Source organism: Pseudothermotoga sp. U03pept (assembly GCF_051235805.1).
GTDB lineage: Bacteria > Thermotogota > Thermotogae > Thermotogales > DSM-5069 > Pseudothermotoga_B.
This window is the reverse complement of record NZ_JBPNXV010000001.1, coordinates 950,990-975,939: the sequence shown is the minus strand read 5'-3', so window position 1 is coordinate 975,939 and position 24,950 is coordinate 950,990. Positions and strand designations below refer to the sequence as shown.

Here is a 24,950-nt window from a genome sequence, read left to right as displayed (position 1 = left end):
AGCTATCCCTCCAGACTTTCTCTAATCCTTGCTGCCGTCTCCTGTGCACCCAAAAGATAGACGACATCAACGAGTTCAGGTCCCTCTTTTCTGCCTGTTAATACCTCTCTTAAAACTGTGTAGAACTCTTTGGCATTCACCTTTGTACTCTTCACAACCGTTCTGATCACATTCACAAGCTGACTCTTATCACTTTGAGGTGAACTCTCAAGCTGCTGAGCACATAACAGCAAAGCACTTTTTAGATCTTCATTCACAGATAGACTTACCTTTGGTCTAACGAAGAAAAACTCTGCGGCATTTTGAAAATCCTTCAAAGTATGCATTCTGTCTTTGACAGTCTGTAAGACTTCTTCGAGCCATTGGCTGTCTCTCGGTGTGAAATTCCACTTTGCGAGAAAAGGTTGTACGATTTGTGAGAGTCTTTTCTGATCTATGTTTCTTATGTAATATCCATTCATCCAGTTCAGTTTCACAGGATCAAAGATCGCTGGATTCTTGCTCACTCTGTCAATGGAGAACTTCGAGATCATTTCCTCCATTGACATGATCTCTTTCGCATCTGCCGAAGACCACCCCAAAAGTGCAAGGTAATTCACGACAGCCTCTGGCAAGTATCCCTGGGCTTGATATTCCTCGATCGAAGTGGCTCCATGTCTCTTGCTGAGCTTTTTACCATCTGGTCCAAGGATTGTCGAAACATGGCCTATCTTTGGAGTTGTTGCACCAAAGGCTTCATAGATTGCAAGTTGTTTCACAGTGTTTGGTAAATGATCATCTCCTCGTATGACATGGGTTATCTCCATGAGCATATCGTCAACGACACACGCAAAGTTGTAAGTTGGCACACCATTACTCCTCAATAGTGCGAAATCTCCTACAGAACCCTCTGAAAAGACTACGGTACCCTTCACTAAATCTTCATGGACTATGGTTTTTCGAGGCATTGAAAAGTAAATCGCCGGTCTGAGACCCTTTTCTTCATATTCTCTTTTTCGTTGAGTTGTGCCAAAAGGTTCGAATAGTTCTCTCGTGTAATGTGGCGCTTGATCTTTTGAAAGAAGCTGCTCTCTGATCTGCTCAATTTCCTCTGGGTAGGCATAGACCTCATATGCTTTTCCAAGACGAACTAATCTGTCCGCATACTCTCTGTAAATACTCAGTCTTTCGCTTTGCCTATAAGGTCCATATGGGCCACCAATATCTGGTCCTTCGTCCCAGTTCAAACCTAACCACCGAAGAGTTTTCATAAGGTTTTCTTCGAAGATTTTCTCGGAACGTGCGATATCGGTGTCCTCTATTCTCAGGACAAATTTTCCGTCATGGTGTCTTGCGAAAAGATAATTGAACAAAGCCGTTCGAGCACCTCCAACGTGTAGATAACCTGTGGGACTCGGAGCAAATCGCACTCTGACCAACTCAAAACACCTCCTGTTATTTTTCAACCTTTTTCTTTATGAAGTACCATAAATACAGATCGAACTTTCCGAGAGATTCACCAAAAGTTCTTGCGAGATCTCTCAACAGATTCTCGTAGTTCAGATAGCGTTGTCTCGTTAGTGCTTTTGGAACTTGATTGATGATCTCATACTGCTGCATTAATGAAAGAACATGTCTGTCAAGGATAGCAAGGCTATCAATACCTACATTCCTCAAAAAATGGCTTGCCTCTTTATAACCAATACCGAGTGCATTTTTCACAAGCCATTCTCTTGCAACACATGGATCCAGTTTCAAAATAGAGCGTAAACTACCCACAAGGCTACGGTTTTTGACTATATACGCCGCCCTGGCTTTAGGATATCTGTGCCCTACCTTAGCCAACCATCTTTCAAGCTCGTCTTCAGAAAAAGTCAAAAACCCGTTCTTTCCGATTTCCTGCTGGGCTCTGATGCCTCCTTGTGCACTCCAATTTGCTGTCAAAACACAGAAGGAAAGCTCTGCAAAGAGATCCTCTTCTGTACCGTTCTGACCCAGCAGTACGAATTCTTGAAACCTCTTCTCCACAAGTTCTCTTGCCTGATCTCTTATCTTGTTCAGATCTTCTAACAGCGAAACCTTAATCTCCTCCCACAATGATTATAAATCAACTAATTCGTATCGGTGGTATAATAGTTGTGAGTTAAATTGGAGGTTGAGAGATGTCTGTGAGCCAGATTATGGAACTGTTGAAAAATCATGGCCTGAAGATCACACCACAGAGAGTTGAGATTCTGAGGTTCCTGCAAAGCAACAGAATACACCCAACGGCACAGCAGATCTACGAGCATGTTCTCTCCAAAGTGGGCAGTGTTTCTTTCACTACAGTCTATAACACCTTGCACACCCTTGAGGAGATTGGCTATCTGAAGAAGATATCCATCAACGAAACCACAACGATATACGATGTGGACACATCCAACCACGGTCACTTTGTCTGCAGGATCTGCGGGAACGTCTACGATATAAACTACAGAGCAACAGTTAACGTGGCTGGCATAGTCGAAAGGACTGAACTGATTGTCTATGGTGTGTGCACGCAGTGCAGTGATTATCTTCAGCGCAAGGGCTAAAGTTTCTTTCGAATCTCCCTTTTCTGGTAGAATTCCAACTCGTCGCCTTCTTTGATCTCTGAACTTCCTTTGAGCTTAATCCCGCATTCTTGGGGTGCATCCACTCTATCAGCGTCCTGTTTGTAATGCTTCAAAGTCTCTATTTCATCACTGAACACAAAGGTTCCATTTCTGAAGATCTTCACAGTGCAACTCTTTGTCACATAACCTTCTAAGAGTTGAACCCCTGCAATCGTACCGACTTTCTTTATATCGAAAATCTTTCTAATCTCACCACGTCCTACCAATTCTTCCACGATTTCTGGTTTCAGCATACCTTCAAGGGCGAGCTTCAAGTTGTCGAGCAAGTCATATATGATCTCATAGGTTTTGATTTGCACACCTTCACTTTCTGCTGTCTTTCTCGCTTGCAAATCGACCTTTACTCTGAAACCGATTATGATTCCATTACTCGCAGAGGCGAGCATCACATCACTGTTGTTAATCGCTCCAATCGATGAATGTACTATATTTACCTTTATTTCCTCGCTCTTGATCGAGTTTATAGCATTCTGTAGGGCGCTCAGCGAGCCGAATGTATCGGCTTTGAGCACTATGTTCAGTTCTTTCTTTTCGCTTTCTTCCATCAGTTTGAGGAGTTCTTCCAACTTGATCTTTCTTTTTGTGGCTCTCTCTTTATCGAATCTCTCCTTGAGTTGTTCTGTTACAATCCTTGCAGTTTGAAGATCTGCTACAGCGTACACCATATATCTGATATCTGGTACCTCTTCAAATCCAACTATCATGACTGGTTGTGACGGCTCGGCATTCTTGATCGATCTACCCTTGTCGTCTATGAGTGTTCTGACTTTACAATACACGGGCCCGGAAACCAAGTAATCTCCCACACTCAGTACTCCGTCTTTCACTATCACATTTGCCACCGGTCCAAGTGCCCTGTCCAATCTGGACTCTATGATCACACACCTGGCTGGTCCTTTTGGAAAACACTTTATCTCTTTCATTTCTGCAACTAACAAGATCATCTCGAGTAACTCGTCTATGCCAGCACCAGTTCTTGCAGAGATCGGCACAACGATGGCATCTCCGCCCCAATCTTCAGGGATCAGATTCAAGCTATCCACCAATTGACGCTTGGTTAATTCAACGTTTGCATTTGGTTTGTCTATTTTGTTTATTGCCACAATAACTGGTACACCAGCTGTTTTGGCATGATTGTATGCCTCCACCGTCTGAGGCATAACGCCGTCGTCTGCAGCAACGACAAGCACAACAATATCTGTGGCTTGCACTCCTTTGGCACGCATTTCGGTGAATAGCTCATGCCCTGGGGTGTCTATAAAGGTAATCTTCTTACCATTATGAACTACCTGATAAGCTCCTATGGACTGTGTGATACCACCTATCTCTTGCTCTGCTATTCTTGTCTTTCTGATTCTGTCTAAGAGAGTCGTTTTACCATGGTCGACATGACCCATCACCGTGACAACGGGTGGACGAGTTGTCAATTCATTTCTGTGGACTGTGTAAAGTGTCTCGAAATATCTCTCGAGTTTCTCCAGTTCATTCTCGATGATCTCTTCTTGCTCTACCTTTTCAACGTCTTGCTGGAATCTCACACGATATCCATACATACGAGCTATTTCTTTGGCGAGCTTCTCATCAAGTTGTTGCATCGGCTTTAAAACAATTCCCTTGGCAAACATGTCTTGTATGATTCTGTTCAGCGCAATGCCTATCTTCACGGCAAAGGTGTTCAACTGCATTTCTTCTGGCTTTAGGAGAACCTCTTGTGCAACCTCTTCTTCCTCTTCTTTCTCTTTTTTCGGTTTGGATACCTTTGCTTTTACAGCTGTTTCCTCTTCTTCGAAAATCTCAAGAATGAGACTCACAGTCTCTTCATCTATATAGCTCATATGGTTCTTCACGTCTAAACCGAGTTCTTCAAGTTCTTGAAGAAGCTCCTTCGCCGACATGTTCAACTTCTTGGCGAGTTCGTACACTCTGAGTCTTGGCATGTTTCACACTCCCTTTCAAGTACCCTTTGTGTATTTTACACGATTTGTTTGCCTTTTGTCTGAAGAGTTTTTAAAATCTTATGTTATAAACTTAATCGAGTATACGGTGAGGAGGTTATAGCAGATGAAATCGATGTTCCTGCAAGATGTTCTTGAGCAACCAAAGGCTCTTAGAGAACTTTTGAAGCAAAAAGGCACCTTGGTGAGAATGGCAAAAACACTTCGCCATGATAGTGTACTTTTTCTTGGAATGGGTGCGTCATACTACGCCTCTCTCTACGCGACTATATACCTGCGCTCTCATGGAATAGATGCGCAGTGCAGAGAACTGTCTGAGTTCATATGGTATGACAGTGAGAAGTTGCTTGAAAGATATGAAACGATCTTTCTGGTCAGTCAATCAGGTGAAACAGCAGAATTGACACGTTTTCTTGACTTGTATGCAGGAAAGATTAATAACTGTGTTCTCGTCACAAACAATCCCCAGTCTTCGAACGCGAAGGTTTTCACCGATTCAAGAGTTTTTCCAGTCTTTGCGGGTATCGAAAGAGCCATGGGTTCATCGAAAACCTTTCTGAACACCATAGTCACACTACTCATTGTTGCCTCGGCATGGATTGGTGAAGAACTCAACTACGAAAGATTAATTGAGTACGTTGAGAATGCCTTGACTCTGAAGATTGAACTCTTCACACAGGACTTGCTCAAGAAGGAAAATTCCATTTTAGTTGCAAGAGGTTTTGCAATACCCATTATGAGAATGGCTCAACTCACGCTCGCAGAGATATCAAAGGTCAACTCCGTTGTATACAGCGGTGCAGGCTTTAGACATGGGCCCATGGAATTGATGGTCACCAATCCACTCGTTGTTGTCACTGCGCTTCACGGCAAGACATTTGGACTGACCTTAGATCTTCTTGGAGATCTTTCATCATACGAAAATGTTTGGTGCATAACCGATTACGATAGACCTATAGAAAGATCTATCGTCATAAAGGAAGGGCTTGAAGAACCTTTGTCATCGATACCTGTTATGGTGATCCTTCAAAAAGCCGCTGATGATTTAGCAGTTGCGAAAGGCTATGAACCAGGTGTTGGCATGATCGCTTCAAAGGTCACAAGAAAAGAATAAGCTTTCATCGTCGAGCCAAAGTCTTTAGCATCTGAACAGTCTCAAAACTCATACCGGCTCTGAACCAATATGGTAAAACCGTGTTGTTGAGAAGTGCTGGATCTGTTTCTTCATCCAGCACTCCTCTTTGTACAAGCATGTGCCAGTCTTCAGATCCATAAATTGGTGTGTATTCGTTTACCGATACAGAGATACCTTCATTTTTGCACACCTCTACTGCTTTGAGGACGTCCTCGGCTTTCTGAAAGGGCATGTTTACCATCACGTATGCCTGTATTTCTTCCTTAGTGAAACCGGCTTTACGCAGAATTCTTGCAGCCCTTACCAAGTCCTCATCGTAGACCTTCCCACCAGTGGTTCTCTGCAGATAACCGGATGTTTCATAGCCGAGTTTTATCGTCTTGAAGCCGGCTTCTTTCAAAAGGAATGCAAGCTCCTCGTCGACAAGCCTGGCGTGTATCCCATTTGGCAGATGGTAGTTAACACCAAAGTCTCTCTCGATCAACAGCTTGAGCAGAGGTTTGAAGTGATCTTCTGTGTTGATCAATATCGCATCATCAAAGAATACAACATCTTTCACCTTGAAAAGATCAAGGTATCTCTCAACACTGTTGACAACAGTATGAGGTTTTCTTTGGGTGAATCTCCTCCACAACTTTGGTGAGACACAATAGGTACAACGATATGGGCAACCAAGTGATGTCAGAAAAACCAAATACCCAACCTTTTCATACAGTTCATAGGCTGGGTCTAAGATTTCAAACCAATTCTCAAAGTCAAAGTTCAAGTTTCTTTTAAATAAGTCATTCATCACCTGGTTGATCTGCGATAACTCCCCGCTGAAGACATAATCTGCCTTTGTGTTCTTTACAGCGTGTGCTGGGTACAATCTTGCATACAGGCCTCCGAGCACAACTGGTACAGCTGGCATAATTTCTTTGATAACCCTTATCGTTTCAGCAACACCAGGCCACCAGTATGTCAAAGAGGAACTCACGAACACTGCATCCGGTTTACCCGCATCTTTCAACTGTGTGATGAAATACTCTAAGGGTGCACCGTAACACTTGTACCTGCGTGGAATGTTTTTCAAAAAAGGTGGCTTTTCGACCTCTCTTTCAACAAATTTGCCCGTCCCGAACTTTTTGTCTGGCTTGAGCTTGGCGAACTCTGCCAATTTGGGATCATGTCGATTCAAAAGGTCAATCAATCTGACCTCAAAGCCTACATTTTTGAGAAATGCACCTACATACAATATACCCAAAGGCTTGAGCCAAAAATCGTATGCGGCGAAATCATAGATCCAAGGGTTTACAAGCAAGATGTACATTTTTTCTGCCAGTATCTATACATCCCCTTCAGAGTCAAATCTGGATCTTTAATGTCATACCGAACGAGTTTCTCTAAGATCTTACTCTGTCCTCCTGTGAGAAAGATCTTTGGTTCATCAGAAAAACATCTTTTCACTTCCTCGACTAGCCCATTGAGTGCATGTGCGGTTCCCTTGACAATACCGATTCTTATATTCTCGGCGGTATCCTTGCCGACACAGTTGCCTGGTGTATGCAAGTCCACCTGTGGAAGTTTTGCAGTTTTTTCGAACAATGAATATGCAGCAGTCATCAAACCCGGCAAGATCGCACCACCCTCGTAGGAATTCGACATCAAAACATCTACCGTTATCGCCGTACCTGAATCAACTATTATTGCATCTTCGCAGATATCAGCAGCTCCAATGACGTTGGCGACTCTGTCAGCACCGATCTCTGATGGATTTTTCACATTCCACTTTATGCCAAGTCCATCACAAGCTTCAACCCAAAAGTTCTTGACACCGAGATACTTGCCGCAAAATCTATGGAATATGTAGTTCACCGATGGGACGACCGAGGCGATGACCACCGAGTCAATTTCAGAGGAGGTTATCCCCGTATTGTCAAGCAAGGTTTTGAGCATCACGAAGAGCTCATCTTCCGTTTCAAATCTGTGAGTTGACAACCTCCATTTCATGAAATCTTTCCCATCTTTTGTGATACCGGCTACTGTGTGTGTGTTTCCGACGTCAAAAAGTAAGAGCACAGATTCACCTCCGAATATATAATATAACCTAAAAGGAGGTGTTCAAAATACACGGTTCAGTGATTGTAAACAGTCTGGCAGTTCTCGCCGGTGCAACTTTGGGTTTGATTCTGGGAAAGTCAATACCAGATACCTTGAGGAAGGTTTTGTTTCAAGCCGTAGGCTTGACCACCATCGGAATAGGTATCAAGATGACCCTCGAGACATCAGATTTTATCGTAGTTTTACTCTCAGTTGCTATGGGGGTGATAGTTGGGGAACTTTTGAAGATAGAGGACAGAATAGCCGCCGTCGGAAAGATCTCGAAAGATTCGAGCAGGTTTGCAAAGGGTTTTGTGACCGCCGTAACCCTTTTTCTTGTCGGACCTATGACGATAGTTGGCTCCGTGAGGGCCGGCTTAGTCAAAGATGGTACACTCATCTACATAAAATCGGTGCTTGATTTCATCTCTTCGATAATTCTTGCTTCTCTGTATGGCTTAAGTGTTCTTGTGACATCGATTGTGGTGCTATTGGTTCAGGGGCTGTTGGTTGCTTTCTCTTCACAGCTTGTCTTTTTGACCGACAAGGCTTACTTAGCCAACTTCACCGGTGCCGGTGGGTTGATCGTGATAGCGATAGGTATAAGGTTACTCGAAATCAAAGAGATAAAGGTTGGTAATTTCTTGCCGGCACTTTTCTTCACTCCAGTAGTTGATCTTGTGGCAAGGATGATATCCAAATGATCTCGCATGTTATTCTTTCTTTCGTTATTTCCTTATCGATAACACCGCTTGCCATTTACCTTGGCAAGAACTTTGGAATCGTCGACAGACCAGATGGTAAACTCAAAACACATCAAAAGATCACCCCATATCTCGGAGGATTGGCTATCTACGCGGGTGTCCTACCTTTTGTTGCAAGAGATATCAAAATCTTGATACTGCTGAGTGTTATGTTTCTCCTCGGCCTTCTCGACGACACAAAACAACTTCCGTGGTATTTCAGATTAATCGTGGAGTTCGCAGTTGGGGTTTTTCTTTCTACCACTTTTACAAGCCAGATCTTTCAAGTTTTTCTCTTCACCTTCTTATTTGTTTTGATAGTAAATGCGACAAACATGATCGATGGCATGGATGGGATATGTGCCACACTGACAATTGTTGGAATGATTTTTTCAGCAGAGCCAACCCTTCGCTGGGCACTCTTGGGTTCAGTTGGAGGCTTTTTAGTGTTCAACTTTCCCCCTGCGAAGATCTTCATGGGTGATGCTGGCAGTTATGTGATAGGATTTTCGATAAGCTGTGTGATTTTCTCAAATCTCAGAGACTCTCTTCATCTATCGCCTTTTCTGCCTTTTTGGGTTTTCTTTCTTGACATCTTCGGTACTGTGATAAGAAGACTGCTCGCTCAGCGATCGCCTTTCTATGGTGACAGGGATCACATATACGACAAAATTCCCCGCAGAGTTAGAGGATCCAAACTGGTAAAAGATCGTAAAACGCTCTTGCTCGTCAACATTCTGGCAGTATTCTTCGGCTTGCTTAGATATCTCAGATATGGCATCTTCATAGCACTAATTGCATCTGTTGTGGTACTCTTATTCTTGAGGATCTTTTGGTATGACGAAGGAGGAAAAATAGATGACTAAGGTGGAAGAGATTCTGATTCACATAACAGTTATAGTAGTTGCTCTCTTTGCGAATAAATTTGTGACCTATGAGTTCAGTGTGCCAAAGTACGCAATATTAACTGCATTCGTGCTGATTATTGCAGCGATCTTGAGTTATCGTGTTTACAAAGAAAGAGAATTGAAACTGTATCTTTCAATGGCAAACCTCAGCTGGTTTCTCTTTTCAGTTGCTTCTCTCTTGTCTACGATCACAGTCTACAGAGAGAACCGTATGTATTTCAATTATTCGATAGACATAGCCATCTTCATTCTCTTAACAGCACTCATAGGTTTATACATATCGAACAGATTCACAAACAAAGAGCACATCACAAGAATACTCTTGACATTCGTTGGTACAGGAACCATCGTGGCAATCGACGCCATTCTGAACTTTTACACCGGCAAGAGTATCTTTTTGGGAACAGTCGGTGAACCCTTTTCAAGGGCATCGATCAAGAGTACCATTGGAAACACAATCTTTGTGTCGAATTATATGACGATGCTTTTTATGATCTCCCTCTATTTTATCTTCAGTTTCGACTTTGGTTGGAGAAAATACACTTACAAGAATACTTTCTTGATAAAAACCTTTTCTCTCGTAACTGTACTTTTGGCTTTGATAACCATAATTGTGAGCCAGACGAGATCAGAGTACATATCTTTAATACTTTCGACGATCATTTTGATTTGTTTCTACCTCATTTACTCGAAAAAGACGCAGTTGAATATTGACAACGAACAGGTTCAGAAAGATCTTCCGAGGTTGCGTAAGCTCAACAGGCTGTTGTTGCTGATCTTATGTATAGGTATCGTGGGCATTCTAATCGTTTACAACACCGATAATCCTTTGACAGGCAAAGGACAGTTGTCAATAACGAGCAGGTTTTCAGCGATGGCAAGCGTATCGAGTAGAGATGAACGCTTCTTAGCATGGCTTGGTTCTATATACCAGTGGAAAGACAACAAGATTCTGGGGGACGGCATTGGAACCTACCAGGTGAAAGCCATAGACGCGCTTGAAGAGGCAATGAAAGATCATCCAGAGCTCTTGTATGGCTGGAATAACTTCAAGCGTACACACAACGACTATCTCCAGGTTCTTGGTGAAACAGGGATTCTGGGTTTCGCAAGTGTAGTACTGCTCGCAGTTGTTCTGATCGTCTATGCTTTTAGATATCTCAGTTCTGTTACCAACAGAGACGATCTGTCGTTGTTTTTGATTTTCGCCTGCGCCTTTGTTAGTTTCATGGTTCAGAGTTTTTTCAGTTTCCCAGGACATCTGTTGCCAAATTCCCTGTTAGCGTTGTTCGTCGCGGCAGCGGCAACAGGCAGATATTTCAACGAGAAGAAGATCATGGCTTGGGAGATAAAGTTGAAGGGAATTAGTCTTGCCTTCTGTCTCCTTTTGGTAATGGCAATAACATCTGCTTCAACTTATCTCAAATGGAATTACTTCATCAGTGAGGTCTCCTTCAAAAACGGCAACAACTACTACAACGGTTTGATCAATATATCGAACGACAAAAACCTGTTCCAGCGGTATGAAAAAATGTATGAGCAGAAACTCCAAGAGCTCAACACACTCACAGGTGAATTCACGTATTTAAGACCAGAGAACTACAAGTATTCAAATCTCTCGGGCGCCGACTTAGAAAAACAGAGAATAAAACAAATCGCCACGATCAGAGCGGAACTTGAGAAAAACCTGGCGACTATTCGTAATAACTTGAAAAAGGCAGAAGAACTCGAGAAGACCTATACACAGAAAGCCGAGGAAGCCTTGTTTAAAGCACTAAAGTTGAACCATATCTACGGAAAGGCATACTTCTATCTTGCCTCGCTTTCTTTAAGACCGTTGAGGATCGAAAAACTTGTTAACACGCTCAGCAAAAAAGACTATTCTGTCCTCAGACAGGAGTTCGATCTCTATCAAAAATACATTGCGAGACAATATAAAGCTACAGACCTTTTGTTCGCAACTCAATTGCTCGAGAAAAAGCCTGAGTTGGCTCAAGTGATTGCTACTATGCAGGCAATACTTGATTCCTGTGGACTTTTCAAGACTTCACTGCTGTCTTTCAATGAACGAAATACCTACAAGGGTTTAACAGCCAGATACCATTCTCTCTGCGATGCCATCAATCAGTTGGTTGATGAACTGCAGTCTTCAAAGGACGATCCTGTGGTTCAAAAGGCAATAGATGAGTTGAGAGAACTGAGAGAAAGGTATATTGAGGAGTTCATAAGATACGCAAAGGCTACCGTTGATAAATTACCAGGCGGATGGAACAGATTTCCAGATTGGAAGAACATGAATCTCTACAGGGCAATCTCAGGCGAAGACATTTACAGATTAACAGCAACTCTTGCAGTTTCAATCGATTCTGTAACCAATCCAAAGATCTTCGATTTGATCGAGTACTTGGCACAAAAAGAAAGCTGGGCTTGTGAGGGTATGGCATCCAAGGGTGTCTGGGCTGTGCCGGATGGTGTGGCTGAGTATCTATGGGCAGCTGCCGCTCAATTCGAGAAATCTGACCCAGAAAGGGCTAAAGATCTTTACAGAAAAATGATGCAACTTTACCAATCAGCATACAATAGAATCAGCGAAGAGATCAAGAAACTCGATGTAGAAAAGATCACACAGAAATATCTCGACGGTATAGCAGAAATGCTGACGAATATTCTTCTCGAAAATGGAGTTTCCACAGACAGAATCGAAGCTGCAAGAGGAACTGTTAAGGAATTTACCCCACAGATTCAGAGATATCTCAGAAGCATCGATTGGGAAGCTATAGTGAGAGCTGAGCTCAACTCTGTTGTCTATGACAAGAAGTACAATCAGAAATTCACCTTGTCTAACAGCATACCAAATGCATTGAAAAATGAGGTGCTCAATCTCGTCGCTCTCGTGATCAAAGATCAGGCTAAAGTTTCGCAAGCCTTGGACAAAGTTTCCTCTGGGATAGTCAATTTACCCAACGAACTCCTTCTCTGGGAGAGAGAAAGTCGCTTTTTGGCTTTCTATCAACTGCTTTCCTTGAAGCAAAAAGATTTTGCCATGGTCAAGTAGGAGGTGAAATAATGATTTGGAGAAGCACAACAATACTCGTTGTCTCTAAAGACGGCAAGACGGTAATGGCAGGAGATGGGCAGGTAACCTATGGTAGCACCGTTATGAAACACGGTGCAAGAAAGATCCGAAAGATAGCAGACGGACAAGTCTTGGCAGGTTTTGCAGGTTCCGTTGCAGATGCCATGGCTCTTTTCGATAGATTTGAGTCAAAGCTCAGGGAATGGGGTGGTAATCTGGCAAAGGCGGCTGTTGAGCTTGCAAAAGATTGGAGAACCGATCGTGTCCTTAGAAGGCTTGAAGCACTGTTGCTCGTAGCAGACAAAAACAATGTGTTCATCATATCGGGAACAGGAGAGGTCATCCAACCTGATGACAACGTCGCGGCGATTGGTTCTGGTGCACCTTATGCGATCGCTGCTGCCCGTGCATTGGCGAGAAACACAAACCTCGACGCCAGAACAATCGTTGAAAAGTCTATGGAAATAGCCAGTGAGATATGCATTTACACCAACAAGAACATAACAGTTGAGGAAATTTGAGGGAGTGAAGAGGCATGAACTTCGATGAACTGACACCGAAAGAGATCGTCAAGGAATTGGACAGGTACATAATCGGCCAGCATCAGGCGAAAAGAGCTGTTGCAATAGCTATCAGAAACAGGATTCGCAGGCAGAAATTGCCTGAAAACTGGCAAAAAGAGGTTCTCCCTAAGAACATACTGATGATAGGGCCAACAGGAGTCGGTAAAACAGAGATTGCAAGAAGACTGGCACAACTATCTGGTTCTCCTTTCCTCAAGGTGGAAGCAACGAGATTCACAGAAGTTGGCTACGTCGGTAAGAACGTAGACTCGATGATAAGAGATCTCGTTGAGATCAGCGTCAATATGGTTAAAAGAGAGAGAATCGAGCAAGTAAAGGAAAGGGCAGAGCAGATGGTAGAGGAAAGAATACTCGACGCACTCGTTCCTGAAACCCGAAAGCCCCAAAGCATAGGTATAATGGGCATCTTTGGTGGCGCGCAACAACAGCAACCATCACCAGATGAAAGAAAAACTTTGAGACAAAAAAGGGAAGAGATGCGACAAAAACTCAGAAACGGTGAACTCGAAGAAGAACTCATCGAAGTCGAGATAGAAAAAGAGGCTTCGCCGTTTATGGGAGTGCTCGGCCAGGGAGAGTTGGAAGATCTTGGAATTGACTTGAGTAGCATGCTTGGTAGCCTGATGCCCAAGTCTCGTCAGAGAAAGCGAATGACGATTGCAGAGGCTCGAAAGGTTTTGTTGCCGATTGAGGCGGAGAAGCTCATAGACATGGACAAAGCCACTCAAGAAGCTATAGAAAGGGCACAAAATCGGGGAATCATCTTCATAGACGAGCTGGACAAAATTGCAATGAAATCTTCAGGTGCTGGCCCTGATGTCTCAAGGCAAGGTGTTCAAAGAGATCTACTTCCCATCGTGGAAGGTACTACGATAATGACCAAATATGGTCCAGTGAAAACCGATTACATTCTCTTCATCGGTTCTGGAGCCTTTCACATGAGCAAACCATCTGATTTGATACCGGAGTTGCAAGGTCGTTTTCCAATAAGAGTGGAGCTTTCTTCGCTCACTCGTGAAGACTTTATCAGGATATTAACCGAGCCGGAAAATGCCATAACAAAGCAATATCAAGCACTCCTATCAACCGAAGGAATTGAGCTGATTTTTTCGCGTGAAGGTGTTGAAGAGATCGCAAGAATCGCATATGATTTGAATCAAAAACTCGAGAACATAGGTGCCCGAAGGTTATACACCGTGGTAGAGAAGGTTTTGGAAGACATTTCTTACGAGGCACCAGAGCTTCCTGAGAACAAGGTCATAATAGACGCAAAGTATGTCAGAGAGAAGCTCGGTACAATTGTCGCCGATGAAGATGTGAGTTCATACATACTGTGAGAGGTGTTGCTGGATGAATAGGAAGGTGAGAGAGGCTATCTTGGCATATCTCTTCTTGCTGCCTTCCTTTTTCATCCTTGGTACCTTTGTATTCTGGCCTGTGGGTTTTTCTTTCGTCTTGAGCTTTTTCCGATGGGATTTCAAAAACATGAAAAACCCGGTCTTCGCAGGTTTTGAAAACTACGCTGAAATCTTCCGATTTCACAGCCCGCCAACCCACTCTTTCCTCAGTTCTCTATTTCAGACAGTAGTGGTTGTAACCGTGAGTTTTGCAATAACCATATCGATCTTCCATATAACAAAGAAGCCCAAACTCTCCTTTCTACTCCTTCTGTGCTCTGCGATCTGTGCACTTTTCGCAAGAAATCTTTTGTTTTCTGTAGTTACAACATCTGTATTGCTTATCATGATTTCTTTGCACATCAAAGGCTTACAGAGTTCTTTCAAACCATTCAGAACGATTCTCACCACGGCTTTTCTTTCAGTGCTTTGGATCCTTCTTGACGAGAGATTGTACACAGTTGTGAATTTTTTCCTTGAAAGTCGCGACAAAAATCTCTTCATCAAGGCAATTTACAATACTCTCTATTACGTTGTTCTGAGTGTACCAACTACCGTTGCACTCGCTTTGGTAATAGCTTTGCTCTTGAATACGAACATAAAGCTTAGAGCTTTCTTTAGGACAGCGTATTTCATTCCATTTGTCACCTCAGCAGTGGCAATATCCCTTGTCTGGCGCTGGATCTTTGACGATGCTTATGGTTTGCTGAACTATCTGCTTTCCTTCTTGAAGATCGGGAAGATACTGTGGTTGAAAGACGAACGCTGGACGATTCCGACGATAGCCATCGTGTCCATATGGAAAACGGTTGGCTACGATGCAGTGATCTTGCTCGCAGGACTTCAGAATATCGACAAATCTTATTACGAAGCAGCGGAGGTTGACGGTGCTACAAACTGGCACAAATTCATCTATATAACCTGGCCATTGCTCACACCTACAACCTTTTTCTTACTGGTAGTTTCGTTGATAAGTTCTTTCAAAGTTTTCACCGAGATATATGTCTTATACAGCGGACTTCCAGGTCCTTACAACAACAGCGGTATGACCATGGTCTACTACGTTTTTGACAGATTCTACGTTCAACAGAGGATGGGTATAGCGTGTGCGGCTGCTTACGTACTCTTTGCGGTCATACTGATCATCACAGCCTTGCAGTTCTGGGTTGGTCGCAAGACCGTTGAGTACACTTCCTGAGGTGAGGTATATGAAAAGAGTCATTTTCTCACTGATAATATACATTCTTGTTATCACTGGTGCAGTACTCATGCTCCTTCCCTTTGCTTGGATGGTTTCGACCTCCTTCAAAGCGAGAAGTGAAGTCGAAACATGGCCACCTCAATGGGGCTCGAAGAATTTCTCAAAGTCCTGGAATCTGAAAGTAAAGGTTTCGAGAAGCTCAGCAGGTGGAATCGACTGGAAAGGTTTGACCTTGAGAGAAGCACTGATTTTAAGAGAAAGCCAGCAGTTGAGCAACGTGCTTTCAATTCAAATAGACGGTGATCCAGTCTACAGAGGAACGATAACGATCTCTTTGCCAGATCAGTTCAGTTACTTACCCGGGAGCCTTAGTAGCGAAGAATTTGCGAGTTTTGCAAATCGGCTCAAGACTATCTCACAGAACAAAGATGTTATCGCCTTAATAGATTCATCCAAGAGTGCTGAAGAATTTTTCTCGGGCTTCTTCGTGCTTTACGAACAAGGAATGAATGCACTTCTGGATAGAAGAAACTACATCGCGGCCTTTGAGCAAACAGCAATGAACCTTTTGAATCAACTTGATATCTTCGAAAGATACACCAACAGAATCGATGAAAACTACAGAGAGAAATATCTTTTGATGATATCAAATGCGAAGAGAAAACTGAACGAGACGTCCTCTAACGTGACGATTTTCAAGAAAGGAATCAATCCTCTGCTGCAAGAAGATGAGATCGAAAAGGTAAGTCAGGCGATCAATGAATGCATCGAAGAAGCTTCTTCAAACTCTCTTTTAGAAGAACTGAGAGACAACGCTGTTATCAGACTCTATCTGGCAAGAGTCGTAGAACCTTTGAAAAACGTGGCTAACGTCCTCGAGACCTACACCTTTGTCAAAGACTATTTCAAATCTGTTCAGTTGAGAAACACCGACACCAACAAGATCGTCTTCACTTTCTTATCTGAAGCCGAGAAGAACAAAGAGCTTTTAGAACAGCTCTCACAGATGAACCTGCCTGAGAGGGTTGCAAGAATCGTGAAAGAGGAGATAAAGCATTCCACAAAATCCTTCCCAGAACAAGTTGACAAGAGATTAGACGAGCAACTGTACAGCAGCTTTCAAAGTCTGAATGTGGATAACCTGAGAATCTATCTTCAGCAGTTGAAACAACCGCTCTCAGCTCTCGCTACGCCGATCAAAAGCATAGGGCTAAGAGGCATTTCGGAGTTTCAATCCTTTGACGAAATGATTCAAAAGATGACCGAATTTGGTTCTATGAACCAAGCACTTCAAATCAATCTGGAGAAACTTGAGAGTCTCTCAAAGATAGTGGAAAACCAAGAACTCTTCTGGCAGATGGTGATTCAGATCTATGAAAACATCGAAATCGTCACCCAGTTGAGAAAGATATATAACCAAGTTCAATCTGCGATGAGGATTATCGAGGCTCCAGAGTTCGTCAGCAGAATCAGATTGAACCGAAATCAGAATATAGAGATAGAGCTCAAAGGCGTTCACCCAGTGTATTTGGAGGACGAGAGGTACTCCGTTCGTGTTGATTACTCTGCCGGCGAAGTATTCGCGAATATCTTTCAGAACTATGTCATGTCATGGAAGAGTGCGCCATTTGGCATTTATTATTTGAACACAGCCTTCGTCTCCACGGTGACCACGGCCTTAGAAGTCATTCTCGCCGCAATGGCAGCCTATGCGTTCGCGATGATGAATTTTCCAGGGAAGAATCTCATCTTCGGTTTGTTCCTCGCAACGATGATGATTCCAGGTGAAGTACTGCTCGTGCCGAACTTCATAACCATATCGAAACTCGGCTGGATCGACACATATTATGCGTTGATTATACCCTGGATCGTCAGTGTTTTTGCGATATTCTTGATGCGCCAACATTTCTTAACCCTTCCACTGGAGTTGAAAGACGCAGCGTGGATAGACGGTTGTTCTCACTTCAGGTTTCTCTGGGCCATCGTCGTACCACTCTCAAAACCTGTTATAATCACCAGTGCATTGCTCAAATTCGTTGGCAGCTGGAACGCCTTTCTATGGGTTCTGATCGTCACAAACAAGGATAAATACAGAACATTGCCCGTCGGACTTCAGACCTTCAGCACCGACGTAGGAACGGTGTACAATCAATTGATGGCGGCGGCAACTTTTTCAATCTTGCCAGTTGTCGTGCTCTTTTTGTTCACTCAGAAGTACTTCATACGTGGAGTGGCTCGTACGGGTTTAAAATAATTTGGGGTGAAAATCAATGCGTGGTGCAAGAATCAGATCCCTAAAAGTTCATCGAAGATCAGAACATCAATTCATCCGGTTCTTTGCCTTCTTTGTTCTGGCTTTCGTGTGTTTTACGTTCTTGATCACCTTCATACGATATAGGCAATGCCTTCTGAAAAATCATGAGTTGAAGTCCACCTATGAACAACTGGTGGAAAAGGCGAAGGAACTCGAGTACAGCAAAAGCAGAATTTCTCCAAAAGGAGCGACTGACCAGCAGTGATATTCGTAACCACCTCTCATGATCCAGATGAGAAACAAGTGCAGAGAGCCTTAGAACTTGCCAAAGAATTGAATCTACCATATTTGCCGAGAAAGGACCACCCGAATCTCTCAACAGCAACTTGTGGTGAATATTGCTATGTTGTTGAAAAAGAAAGAATTGTCGTCAAGTACGACAAAGGAGAATTTTTCTTCCACCCATCGATGGCAAAGGTGAGGATGAAGAACATACAAAAGGGCTTAAAGGACCATCTGATAGATTGTCTCAAACTGACCGGCACTGAGATCATTCTCGACACCACCTTTGGACTCGGCACCGAAGCCATCTTGATGGCTGCCTTCCTCAGTTCTGGTAAGGTTGTTGGACTAGAAGCCTCAGCTGAAATCTTTGTTGTTGTGAGAGACGGACTGAGAAATTACCGCGCAAAGGAAAGATGGATAAACGATGCGATGAAGAAGATAGAGCTCTTTCGGGCTGATTTCAGAGAGTTTCTCCATTCTTCTAATCCTGAATCGTATGACGTGGTCTACTGTGATCCTATGTTTGAGAACCCCGTTTTTGAATCATCGTCAATGAACCCACTTAGGCCTTTTGCAGTCTACGGTACGCTCGATGCGAACGATGTCGAACTCATGCTCAAGGTAGCAAAGAAAAAGGTGGTTCTGAAAGCTCATGCGAAAGACACTCTCTTCAAGCGCATACTCGTTGATAAGATCTTTGGCAGTAAAAAGAGCCAAGTGCTTTACGGAGTGATCGAGAAGAAATGATAATCATCGCTGGTCCAACTGCGGTGGGTAAAACAGATCTGGCAATACAGTTGTGCCAGAAGGTTCAGGGTGAGATCATATCAGTCGACTCAAGACAGATCTACAGATACATGGACATTGGGACAGCAAAACCTTCCGTGGAAGAAAGGAAATTGGTGAAGCACCACCTTATTGACATAGTAAATCCCGATGAATACTACAGTGCCTATCAGTTCAAGAACGACGCAAACCAAGTTGTGAGGACAATCACAGAGCAAGGGAAGATTCCAATCTTCGTTGGAGGAACGGGGTTATACATAGATACATTACTTAAGGGGATCTTCGAAGGTGTTCCGAGAGATGAAAAACTTCGTTCAGAATTGCAGAAGATTGAGAAAGAAAATCCGGGTGCTCTGCGAGAGATGCTACAAAGATACGATCCGCAAGCAGCATCAAAGATCCATCGGAACGATTTGAAGAGAACCATCAGAGCCCTTGAAGTTTGTATAAAAAGTGGCAGAAAATTCTCAGAAATGCAAAAACAGATTAAATCTGCTGACAAGTACACTTTAGTGATTCTGCTGCGAGACAGAACTGAACTTTATGATAGAATAAACTCAAGAGTCGATATGATGATAAGAAATGGACTAATTGAAGAAGTGAAGTCACTCCTGCAGAGGGGTTACACAAAGGAATTGAATTCAATGAAGACCATTGGCTATCAGGAGGTAATAGGGTACCTGGAGGGGAGTTTAGGTTACGAAGAGATGGTCGAAGCAATAAAGAGAAATACAAGGCACTTTGCGAGAAGACAGATGATTTGGTTTAGGAGATACAAAGAAGCTTTGATCTTCAATCTTTCCAAAGATGAGGAAATATTGGAAAAGATATCACAAATCGTGCTTGAAAAAACACAGCACGGTTTGTATTCTGATGGGGGGTTATAGAATGGTTGAAAAGTTCAATCTTCAAGACAGATTTTTGAACGCGTTGAGGTTGAACAAGGTAGAAGTGAAGGTATATCTCGTAAATGGTTTTCAGACTAAAGGTATTATTCGTTCCTTTGACAGCTACACAATCTTGCTTGAGAATGAAAACCAGCAGAACTTGATCTACAAACACGCAATAAGTACGATCATGCCATCGAGTTTTGTTGTTCTCATGAAAGCGGAACAGAAAGAAGAACAGAAAGAAGAACAAAAAGAAGAGCAAAATGGTTAAAGCAAAGGTGTCACAGAATACAGTGACTTCTCTCAAAAATGCGATCGTTGTTAGCGCAAGAGATGATTATACAACTGCTGAAGAGCTTCGACAACTTCTTGAGACGCTTGGAATAAGAGTTGTAGAGACCATCTACCAGAGAAGAGACGTACCAGATCAACGTTACTATCTGGGCTATGGTAAGGTGGAGAAACTCAAGGACTTAGTGGAGTTTGCACAAATTGATCTTCTGGCAATCGATGATGAGATAACACCGTTGCAAGCCAAAAATCTTGGAAAGATGCTCACCATCGAGGTGAAAGACAGAACACAAGTGATACTCGAAATCTTTGCTCGCCACGCCACCACAGAAGAGGGGAAATTGCAGGTGGAACTTGCCAAACTGCAGTATGAACTACCCAGATTGATTGGACGGGGGAAAGAACTTTCAAGGCTCGGCGGAGGCATAGGAACACGCGGACCAGGAGAGCAAGAGATAGAAGAGAAAAGGCGTAAGATAAGGGAGCGAATTAACAACCTTAGGCAGAGATTAGACCAGTTGAAAGAAAACAGGCAGCAACAGAGAAAATTGAGATTCAAAAGCGAGCTTCCGATGATTTCGGTGGTGGGCTACACAAATGCCGGAAAATCGAGTTTGATAAGAACGCTGAGTAAGGACGAGATCTTCGTGGCAGACAAGCTGTTTAGCACCCTGTCTCCAGTTATAAGAAGAGTGAAATTGCCGACAAATAGAGTAGCTCTTTTCAAAGATACCGTAGGTTTCATCAGAAATATCCCTCACACATTGGTAGAAGCCTTCAAGTCTACGCTCGAGGAGATACTCTTTTCAGACTTGATCGTCTTGGTGGTAGATATATCCGATGAAAATTTCAACGACAAATTGAACGCTTCTTTGAAAGTCTTGGAGGAACTCGGTGCCCAAGAGATTAAACGCATTCTGGTTTTCAACAAAATTGATCTTCTCGCTCCCGCAATGCTCAGAACACTCTGTAATGCTTATCCGGACGCGCTTTTTGTGAGCGCTGTAAAAGGAACTGGGATACAAGAGTTTTTGAAACGTATTTGCGATGAGATCGAAAAAAATGAATGCGAAGATTTATTTGCAATAAAGGTTGAAAAATTACCGTTGTTGATAAAAGAACAGGAGAGGATAACCATACTCGAACAGGTGTATGAAAACGACCTGGTTACTGTACGCGTCAAAGGACGCCCTAGTGTCCTACGCAGATTGAAAAAAATAACAGGAGGGATGAGTTCGTGAAAAGGTACTTTGCACTGTTCTTGCTTCTTGTGACAGTAATTCTTCAAGCTGTGAATTTCATTTCGCCCGTTGCCGGTACTGCCCTCATCACATCAAGCTTTGGTGAATTCAGAGGTAGTGGCAACAGAGGACCTCACTTTCATATGGGTATTGATCTGTCAACGAATATGAGAAGTGGCGTGCCTATTTTGGCTGCAGCCGACGGTTGGTTGGTCAGAGTTGAAATCGACGATGATGACATATACGGCAATGTTGTTGTACTCGAACACGAAGATACTACTAGAACACTTTATGCACACCTGAGCAAGTTTTCACCGAAGATCGATAGCTTGATCAATTCTGTGATTTCGGAGTTTGGCAAGAAGCGAATAGTTGTGAATTTCCCTGCTAAGACGTTCTTTTTCAAGGCTGGTGAAGCGGTGGGTTACTCGGGCCAAACTGGTGAAGCAGCCCAGCCTCATTGTCACTTCGAAATTCGGAATGCAGATGAAACTTTCTGTTACGATCCAGCGAATTTCATTGAGATTCCCAGACCAAGAGAAGCATCTTTTACAGTTAAATCTCTGGTGATTGATTCAGAGAGATATACATATGTTGAGGGAAAAACATATCCATTCAAAGATCCTTATCCAAAGATAATGTTGAATGTAGCGACGGCGCTTAACAAAAATGTAATTGGTTTGAAGGAATTGAAGATGTATTTCAACGAGATTCTTGTGTATGATATTAACTTTGGTGAGATACCCATCGAGGAGTTCAACAATGTCTGGAGTGTTTATTCAAATGATTCTATTTCAGATGGCTACAGCTATAACGCATGGTACAAACTGTATCCAGACAGGGGAACGTCACTCGTTAAGACGAATAAGTTCCCAGAATTGGGGAGATTACCTGCAAGGGTGAACGTGAAGATCGTCTGCACCGATATGTGGAACGACGAATTTGTGATCAGATTCGTAGTTGAAAGAAGGTAGGGATTATGTGGTTTTTCAAGAGAAAAAGGACCGATCATGACTTACAGACGAATCCATTTTACAAAGAAGGCAATCTGTTAGTTGTTTATCTGAAGTGTGATCGCTGTGGCGAATACTTTAGAAGTCATCTGAGGATAGGCTACGATTTCATAAACGACTACGACAATCCTTCTTCACCCTACAAAATAGATAAAATCTATGTGGGTTCAAAATGCCCAAATAAAATACATCTTTTAGCTTCATTCACAGGGTCGTACAAGGTCAGAACAGTCAGTTTGGAAGGTGGAAGGTTCGTTACAAAAGAAGAATATGAGAAGATGGTTCAGAAGAAGGAGGAGGAGAAATGAAAAAACTCTTCACAAGCGAGAGTGTTACAGAGGGACACCCCGATAAGGTGGCAGATCAAATCTCAGATGCGATTTTGGATGCGATCATCGAACAAGATCCAGATGCGAGAGTTGCCGTTGAAACGCTTGTGACAACCGGCATCGCTGTTGTTGCAGGTGAAGTCACGACCGAGGCTTACGTTGATGTCCAAGACATCGTTAGAAAGACGATCCTTGAGGTTGGATACACTAGAGCGAAATACGGTTTCGACGGCGAAACCTGTGGCGTTCTAACATCGATACACAGTCAATCTCCAGATATCGCTTTAGGAGTCAATAAGGCTCTCGAGGCACGAGAGAAGAACAATGATTCAGATGATTACGATAAAGTCGGCGCAGGAGATCAGGGAATGATGTTTGGTTATGCGACAAACGAGACTCCTGAATTCATGCCACTCCCGATAGTACTCGCTCATAAGCTTGCAATGAGGCTGGCAAAGGTTAGAAAGGAAAAGTTGGTCCCATTCCTCAGACCCGATGGAAAGACACAAGTTACAGTCGAATACGACGATAATGGGAAGCCAATAAGAGTCGACACAATCTTGATATCAGCGCAGCATGATCCCGATGTGACAATCAATGATTTGCGAGAGTCTCTACTGCAGTACGTTATAAAGCCGACCGTACCCGAGCAATATTGGGATGACAATGTCAAAGTGCTGGTGAATCCCACGGGCAGATTTGTGTTGGGTGGACCCTCAGCAGATACAGGTTTGACTGGTAGAAAGATCATTGTAGACACTTATGGCGGTTGGGTTCCACACGGTGGAGGCGCCTTTAGTGGCAAAGATCCAACAAAGGTTGATAGATCTGCTCATTACATGGCTCGCTATGTTGCTAAGAATGTCGTTGCCGCTGGTTTAGCAGATAAATTTATGTTGCAGGTTTCATACGCGATAGGTAAGGCAAGACCAGTCTCATTGATGATAGAAACCTTTGGCACTGCCAAAGTCGATGAAGCAAAGCTAAGCGATGTTATTCTGAAGGTCTTTGATTTCAGACCACTTGCGATAATTAACAAGCTCAACCTGAGAAGACCGATATACAAGAAGACAGCCGCATACGGACATTTCGGTAGAAATGAACCAGAGTTCACCTGGGAAAAACTTGATGCCGTCGCGGAATTGAAACGGGCATTCAATTTGTAAAGGAGGAAGGTCGAATGGCAAAAAAGGTCAGCAAATCAGTGGTGAAGAGGGCTGAGCAAGCTGTCGTGAGAAATCTGAGAAACAAAGCTTGTAAGACGAGAATGAAAAACGCTGTTAGAAAGGTACTCGATGCTGTCAAAACAAAGGAGCCCAAAGAGAACATAGATCAACTGCTCAAAGCAGCAATATCTGCGATAGACAAAGCAGCTACTAAAGGAGTCATTCACAGAAACCAGGCAGCACGAAGAAAATCTCGCCTTCTGAAAACTGTAAGGTCCTAACTGTAAAAGCTCTCGTAAAAAGGTTTAAAGTTTTTTCTGATCTGTTCCAGCGCCTGCGAAAAGGTGCTGGGTTTTGTTATTGTGATAGAATTTTAATGAGGAGATGTCCAAGTGAATAAGTCGATCTTGCGATTCTTGATATTCATCACGATGCTCTGGATAGGTACCTTATTGGCATACTATTTCTCAAGTATGTGGTTTGTAGCAACTTGGTATGCCTCTCTGTTCGCGCTGAGTTTGTACTTCACCTTGAAGACTGGTGAGAGCTTTGCAACTCTTTTTAGATTCAACCGTAGATGGATTTTGAAAAGTATTCTCTGCTTACCCCTTGTGTACCTCTTAGTGGCAGTTGTCAGTTTCCTCTTCCCAACAGTTCAACAGACAACACAACTTACGAAGATTGACACAGCAACCGCGATTGTCGTGGCTTTTTTGGGACCTATCTCTGAGGAAATGGCTTTCAGAGGATACGCACAAGGAATTGTACGCAGAAAGCTGAGCGTGAATTCAACGATAATGATCAGCGCACTCTTTTTCTCATTGTTTCATTCGTTCGAGGTTTTCCCCCAAATCTTTGTGATGTCGCTTGTACTGAGTGCAGTCAGAGAAGTCTCCGGTTCGATTGTGCCTTCTATGATAATACACTGCCTCAACAACACCATTGCTCTATTAGTGAACTTCTTTGTTTGAAAGGGGTGATACG

The 24,950-nt window shown here is 43.1% G+C and carries 23 protein-coding genes; 18 read left to right on the top strand and 5 right to left on the bottom strand.

Features of this window, described 5'->3' with window-relative positions; translation table 11 throughout:
- Positions 1–2: 2 nt before the first annotated feature.
- Together gltX and ACSFC1_RS04790 are read right to left on the bottom strand one after the other, a co-directional pair.
- Complete coding sequence (gltX, locus tag ACSFC1_RS04795) at positions 3–1,418, bottom strand: glutamate--tRNA ligase (RefSeq protein WP_435564983.1); 1,416 nt, start codon at positions 1,416–1,418, stop codon at positions 3–5.
- Positions 1,419–1,434: 16 nt separating this feature from the next.
- Positions 1,435–2,052: an N-glycosylase/DNA lyase gene (locus tag ACSFC1_RS04790; protein ID WP_435565983.1), complete on the bottom strand. Its 618-nt coding sequence runs from the start codon at positions 2,050–2,052 to the stop codon at positions 1,435–1,437.
- 89 nt (positions 2,053–2,141) lie between these two features.
- On the opposite strand from ACSFC1_RS04790, the gene ACSFC1_RS04785 reads away from it, so the two are divergent.
- Positions 2,142–2,552 (top strand): Fur family transcriptional regulator, encoded by a 411-nt coding sequence (locus ACSFC1_RS04785; RefSeq protein ID WP_435564982.1) that lies wholly within the window; start codon positions 2,142–2,144, stop codon positions 2,550–2,552.
- Here ACSFC1_RS04785 and infB read toward each other — a convergent pair.
- On the bottom strand, positions 2,549–4,570 hold the full coding sequence (infB, locus tag ACSFC1_RS04780; protein WP_435564981.1) for a translation initiation factor IF-2: 2,022 nt from the start codon (positions 4,568–4,570) through the stop codon (positions 2,549–2,551). The genes ACSFC1_RS04785 and infB overlap by 4 nt on opposite strands.
- 124 nt (positions 4,571–4,694) lie before the next feature.
- Between infB and ACSFC1_RS04775 the strand changes: the two genes are divergently transcribed.
- On the top strand, positions 4,695–5,702 hold the full coding sequence (locus ACSFC1_RS04775) for an SIS domain-containing protein (protein WP_435564979.1): 1,008 nt from the start codon (positions 4,695–4,697) through the stop codon (positions 5,700–5,702).
- 4 nt (positions 5,703–5,706) lie between these two features.
- On the opposite strand, the gene ACSFC1_RS04770 is transcribed toward ACSFC1_RS04775, so the two are convergent.
- Both ACSFC1_RS04770 and ACSFC1_RS04765 read right to left on the bottom strand, forming a co-directional pair.
- A complete protein-coding gene (locus tag ACSFC1_RS04770) occupies positions 5,707–7,032 on the bottom strand; it encodes a B12-binding domain-containing radical SAM protein (protein ID WP_435564978.1) in 1,326 nt (441 codons plus the stop codon).
- Positions 7,014–7,781, bottom strand: coding sequence for a type III pantothenate kinase (locus ACSFC1_RS04765; RefSeq protein ID WP_435564977.1), 768 nt, complete (start codon positions 7,779–7,781; stop codon positions 7,014–7,016). The genes ACSFC1_RS04770 and ACSFC1_RS04765 overlap by 19 nt, the downstream gene beginning before the upstream one ends.
- Positions 7,782–7,819: 38 nt before the next feature.
- Here ACSFC1_RS04765 and ACSFC1_RS04760 point away from each other — a divergent pair, with 38 nt between their 5' ends.
- From ACSFC1_RS04760 to ACSFC1_RS04685, 16 genes are all read left to right on the top strand, one after another.
- A complete protein-coding gene (locus ACSFC1_RS04760; RefSeq protein WP_435564976.1) occupies positions 7,820–8,506 on the top strand; it encodes a DUF554 domain-containing protein in 687 nt (228 codons plus the stop codon).
- Complete coding sequence (locus ACSFC1_RS04755; RefSeq protein WP_435564975.1) at positions 8,503–9,411, top strand: glycosyltransferase family 4 protein; 909 nt, start codon at positions 8,503–8,505, stop codon at positions 9,409–9,411. Before ACSFC1_RS04760 ends, ACSFC1_RS04755 begins: the two co-directional genes overlap by 4 nt.
- Positions 9,404–12,508, top strand: coding sequence for an O-antigen ligase family protein (locus ACSFC1_RS04750; RefSeq protein WP_435564974.1), 3,105 nt, complete (start codon positions 9,404–9,406; stop codon positions 12,506–12,508). Before ACSFC1_RS04755 ends, ACSFC1_RS04750 begins: the two co-directional genes overlap by 8 nt.
- An 11-nt stretch (positions 12,509–12,519) precedes the next feature.
- Positions 12,520–13,050: an ATP-dependent protease subunit HslV gene (hslV, locus tag ACSFC1_RS04745; protein ID WP_435564973.1), complete on the top strand. Its 531-nt coding sequence runs from the start codon at positions 12,520–12,522 to the stop codon at positions 13,048–13,050.
- Between the two features lie 14 nt (positions 13,051–13,064).
- Positions 13,065–14,450, top strand: coding sequence for an ATP-dependent protease ATPase subunit HslU (gene hslU / locus ACSFC1_RS04740; protein ID WP_435564972.1), 1,386 nt, complete (start codon positions 13,065–13,067; stop codon positions 14,448–14,450).
- A gap of 13 nt (positions 14,451–14,463) precedes the next feature.
- Entirely contained in the window at positions 14,464–15,708 is a 1,245-nt protein-coding gene (locus tag ACSFC1_RS04735; protein ID WP_435564971.1) for a carbohydrate ABC transporter permease, read from the top strand.
- Between the two features lie 10 nt (positions 15,709–15,718).
- Positions 15,719–17,965, top strand: coding sequence for an ABC transporter permease subunit (locus tag ACSFC1_RS04730; protein WP_435564970.1), 2,247 nt, complete (start codon positions 15,719–15,721; stop codon positions 17,963–17,965).
- 261 nt (positions 17,966–18,226) lie between these two features.
- On the top strand, positions 18,227–18,997 hold the full coding sequence (locus ACSFC1_RS04725; RefSeq protein ID WP_435564969.1) for a class I SAM-dependent methyltransferase: 771 nt from the start codon (positions 18,227–18,229) through the stop codon (positions 18,995–18,997).
- Positions 18,994–19,923: a tRNA (adenosine(37)-N6)-dimethylallyltransferase MiaA gene (gene miaA / locus ACSFC1_RS04720; protein ID WP_435564968.1), complete on the top strand. Its 930-nt coding sequence runs from the start codon at positions 18,994–18,996 to the stop codon at positions 19,921–19,923. The genes ACSFC1_RS04725 and miaA overlap by 4 nt, the downstream gene beginning before the upstream one ends.
- A 1-nt stretch (position 19,924) precedes the next feature.
- The gene (hfq, locus tag ACSFC1_RS04715; RefSeq protein WP_435564967.1) at positions 19,925–20,197 is read left to right on the top strand and encodes an RNA chaperone Hfq; all 273 of its coding nucleotides are present in this window, start codon (positions 19,925–19,927) and stop codon (positions 20,195–20,197) included.
- Complete coding sequence (gene hflX / locus ACSFC1_RS04710; RefSeq protein ID WP_435564966.1) at positions 20,190–21,458, top strand: GTPase HflX; 1,269 nt, start codon at positions 20,190–20,192, stop codon at positions 21,456–21,458. Before hfq ends, hflX begins: the two co-directional genes overlap by 8 nt.
- Positions 21,455–22,432: a M23 family metallopeptidase gene (locus ACSFC1_RS04705; RefSeq protein WP_435564965.1), complete on the top strand. Its 978-nt coding sequence runs from the start codon at positions 21,455–21,457 to the stop codon at positions 22,430–22,432. The genes hflX and ACSFC1_RS04705 overlap by 4 nt, the downstream gene beginning before the upstream one ends.
- Before the next feature lie 5 nt (positions 22,433–22,437).
- Complete coding sequence (locus ACSFC1_RS04700; RefSeq protein WP_435564964.1) at positions 22,438–22,779, top strand: hypothetical protein; 342 nt, start codon at positions 22,438–22,440, stop codon at positions 22,777–22,779.
- Positions 22,776–23,966 carry a methionine adenosyltransferase gene (gene metK, locus ACSFC1_RS04695; RefSeq protein WP_435564963.1) on the top strand — a complete coding sequence of 397 codons (1,191 nt, stop codon included), beginning with the start codon at positions 22,776–22,778 and terminating at the stop codon, positions 23,964–23,966. Before ACSFC1_RS04700 ends, metK begins: the two co-directional genes overlap by 4 nt.
- Before the next feature lie 14 nt (positions 23,967–23,980).
- Entirely contained in the window at positions 23,981–24,247 is a 267-nt protein-coding gene (gene rpsT / locus ACSFC1_RS04690; RefSeq protein ID WP_435564962.1) for a 30S ribosomal protein S20, read from the top strand.
- A gap of 111 nt (positions 24,248–24,358) precedes the next feature.
- Positions 24,359–24,937 carry a lysostaphin resistance A-like protein gene (locus ACSFC1_RS04685; RefSeq protein ID WP_435564961.1) on the top strand — a complete coding sequence of 193 codons (579 nt, stop codon included), beginning with the start codon at positions 24,359–24,361 and terminating at the stop codon, positions 24,935–24,937.
- Positions 24,938–24,950 lie beyond the last annotated feature (13 nt).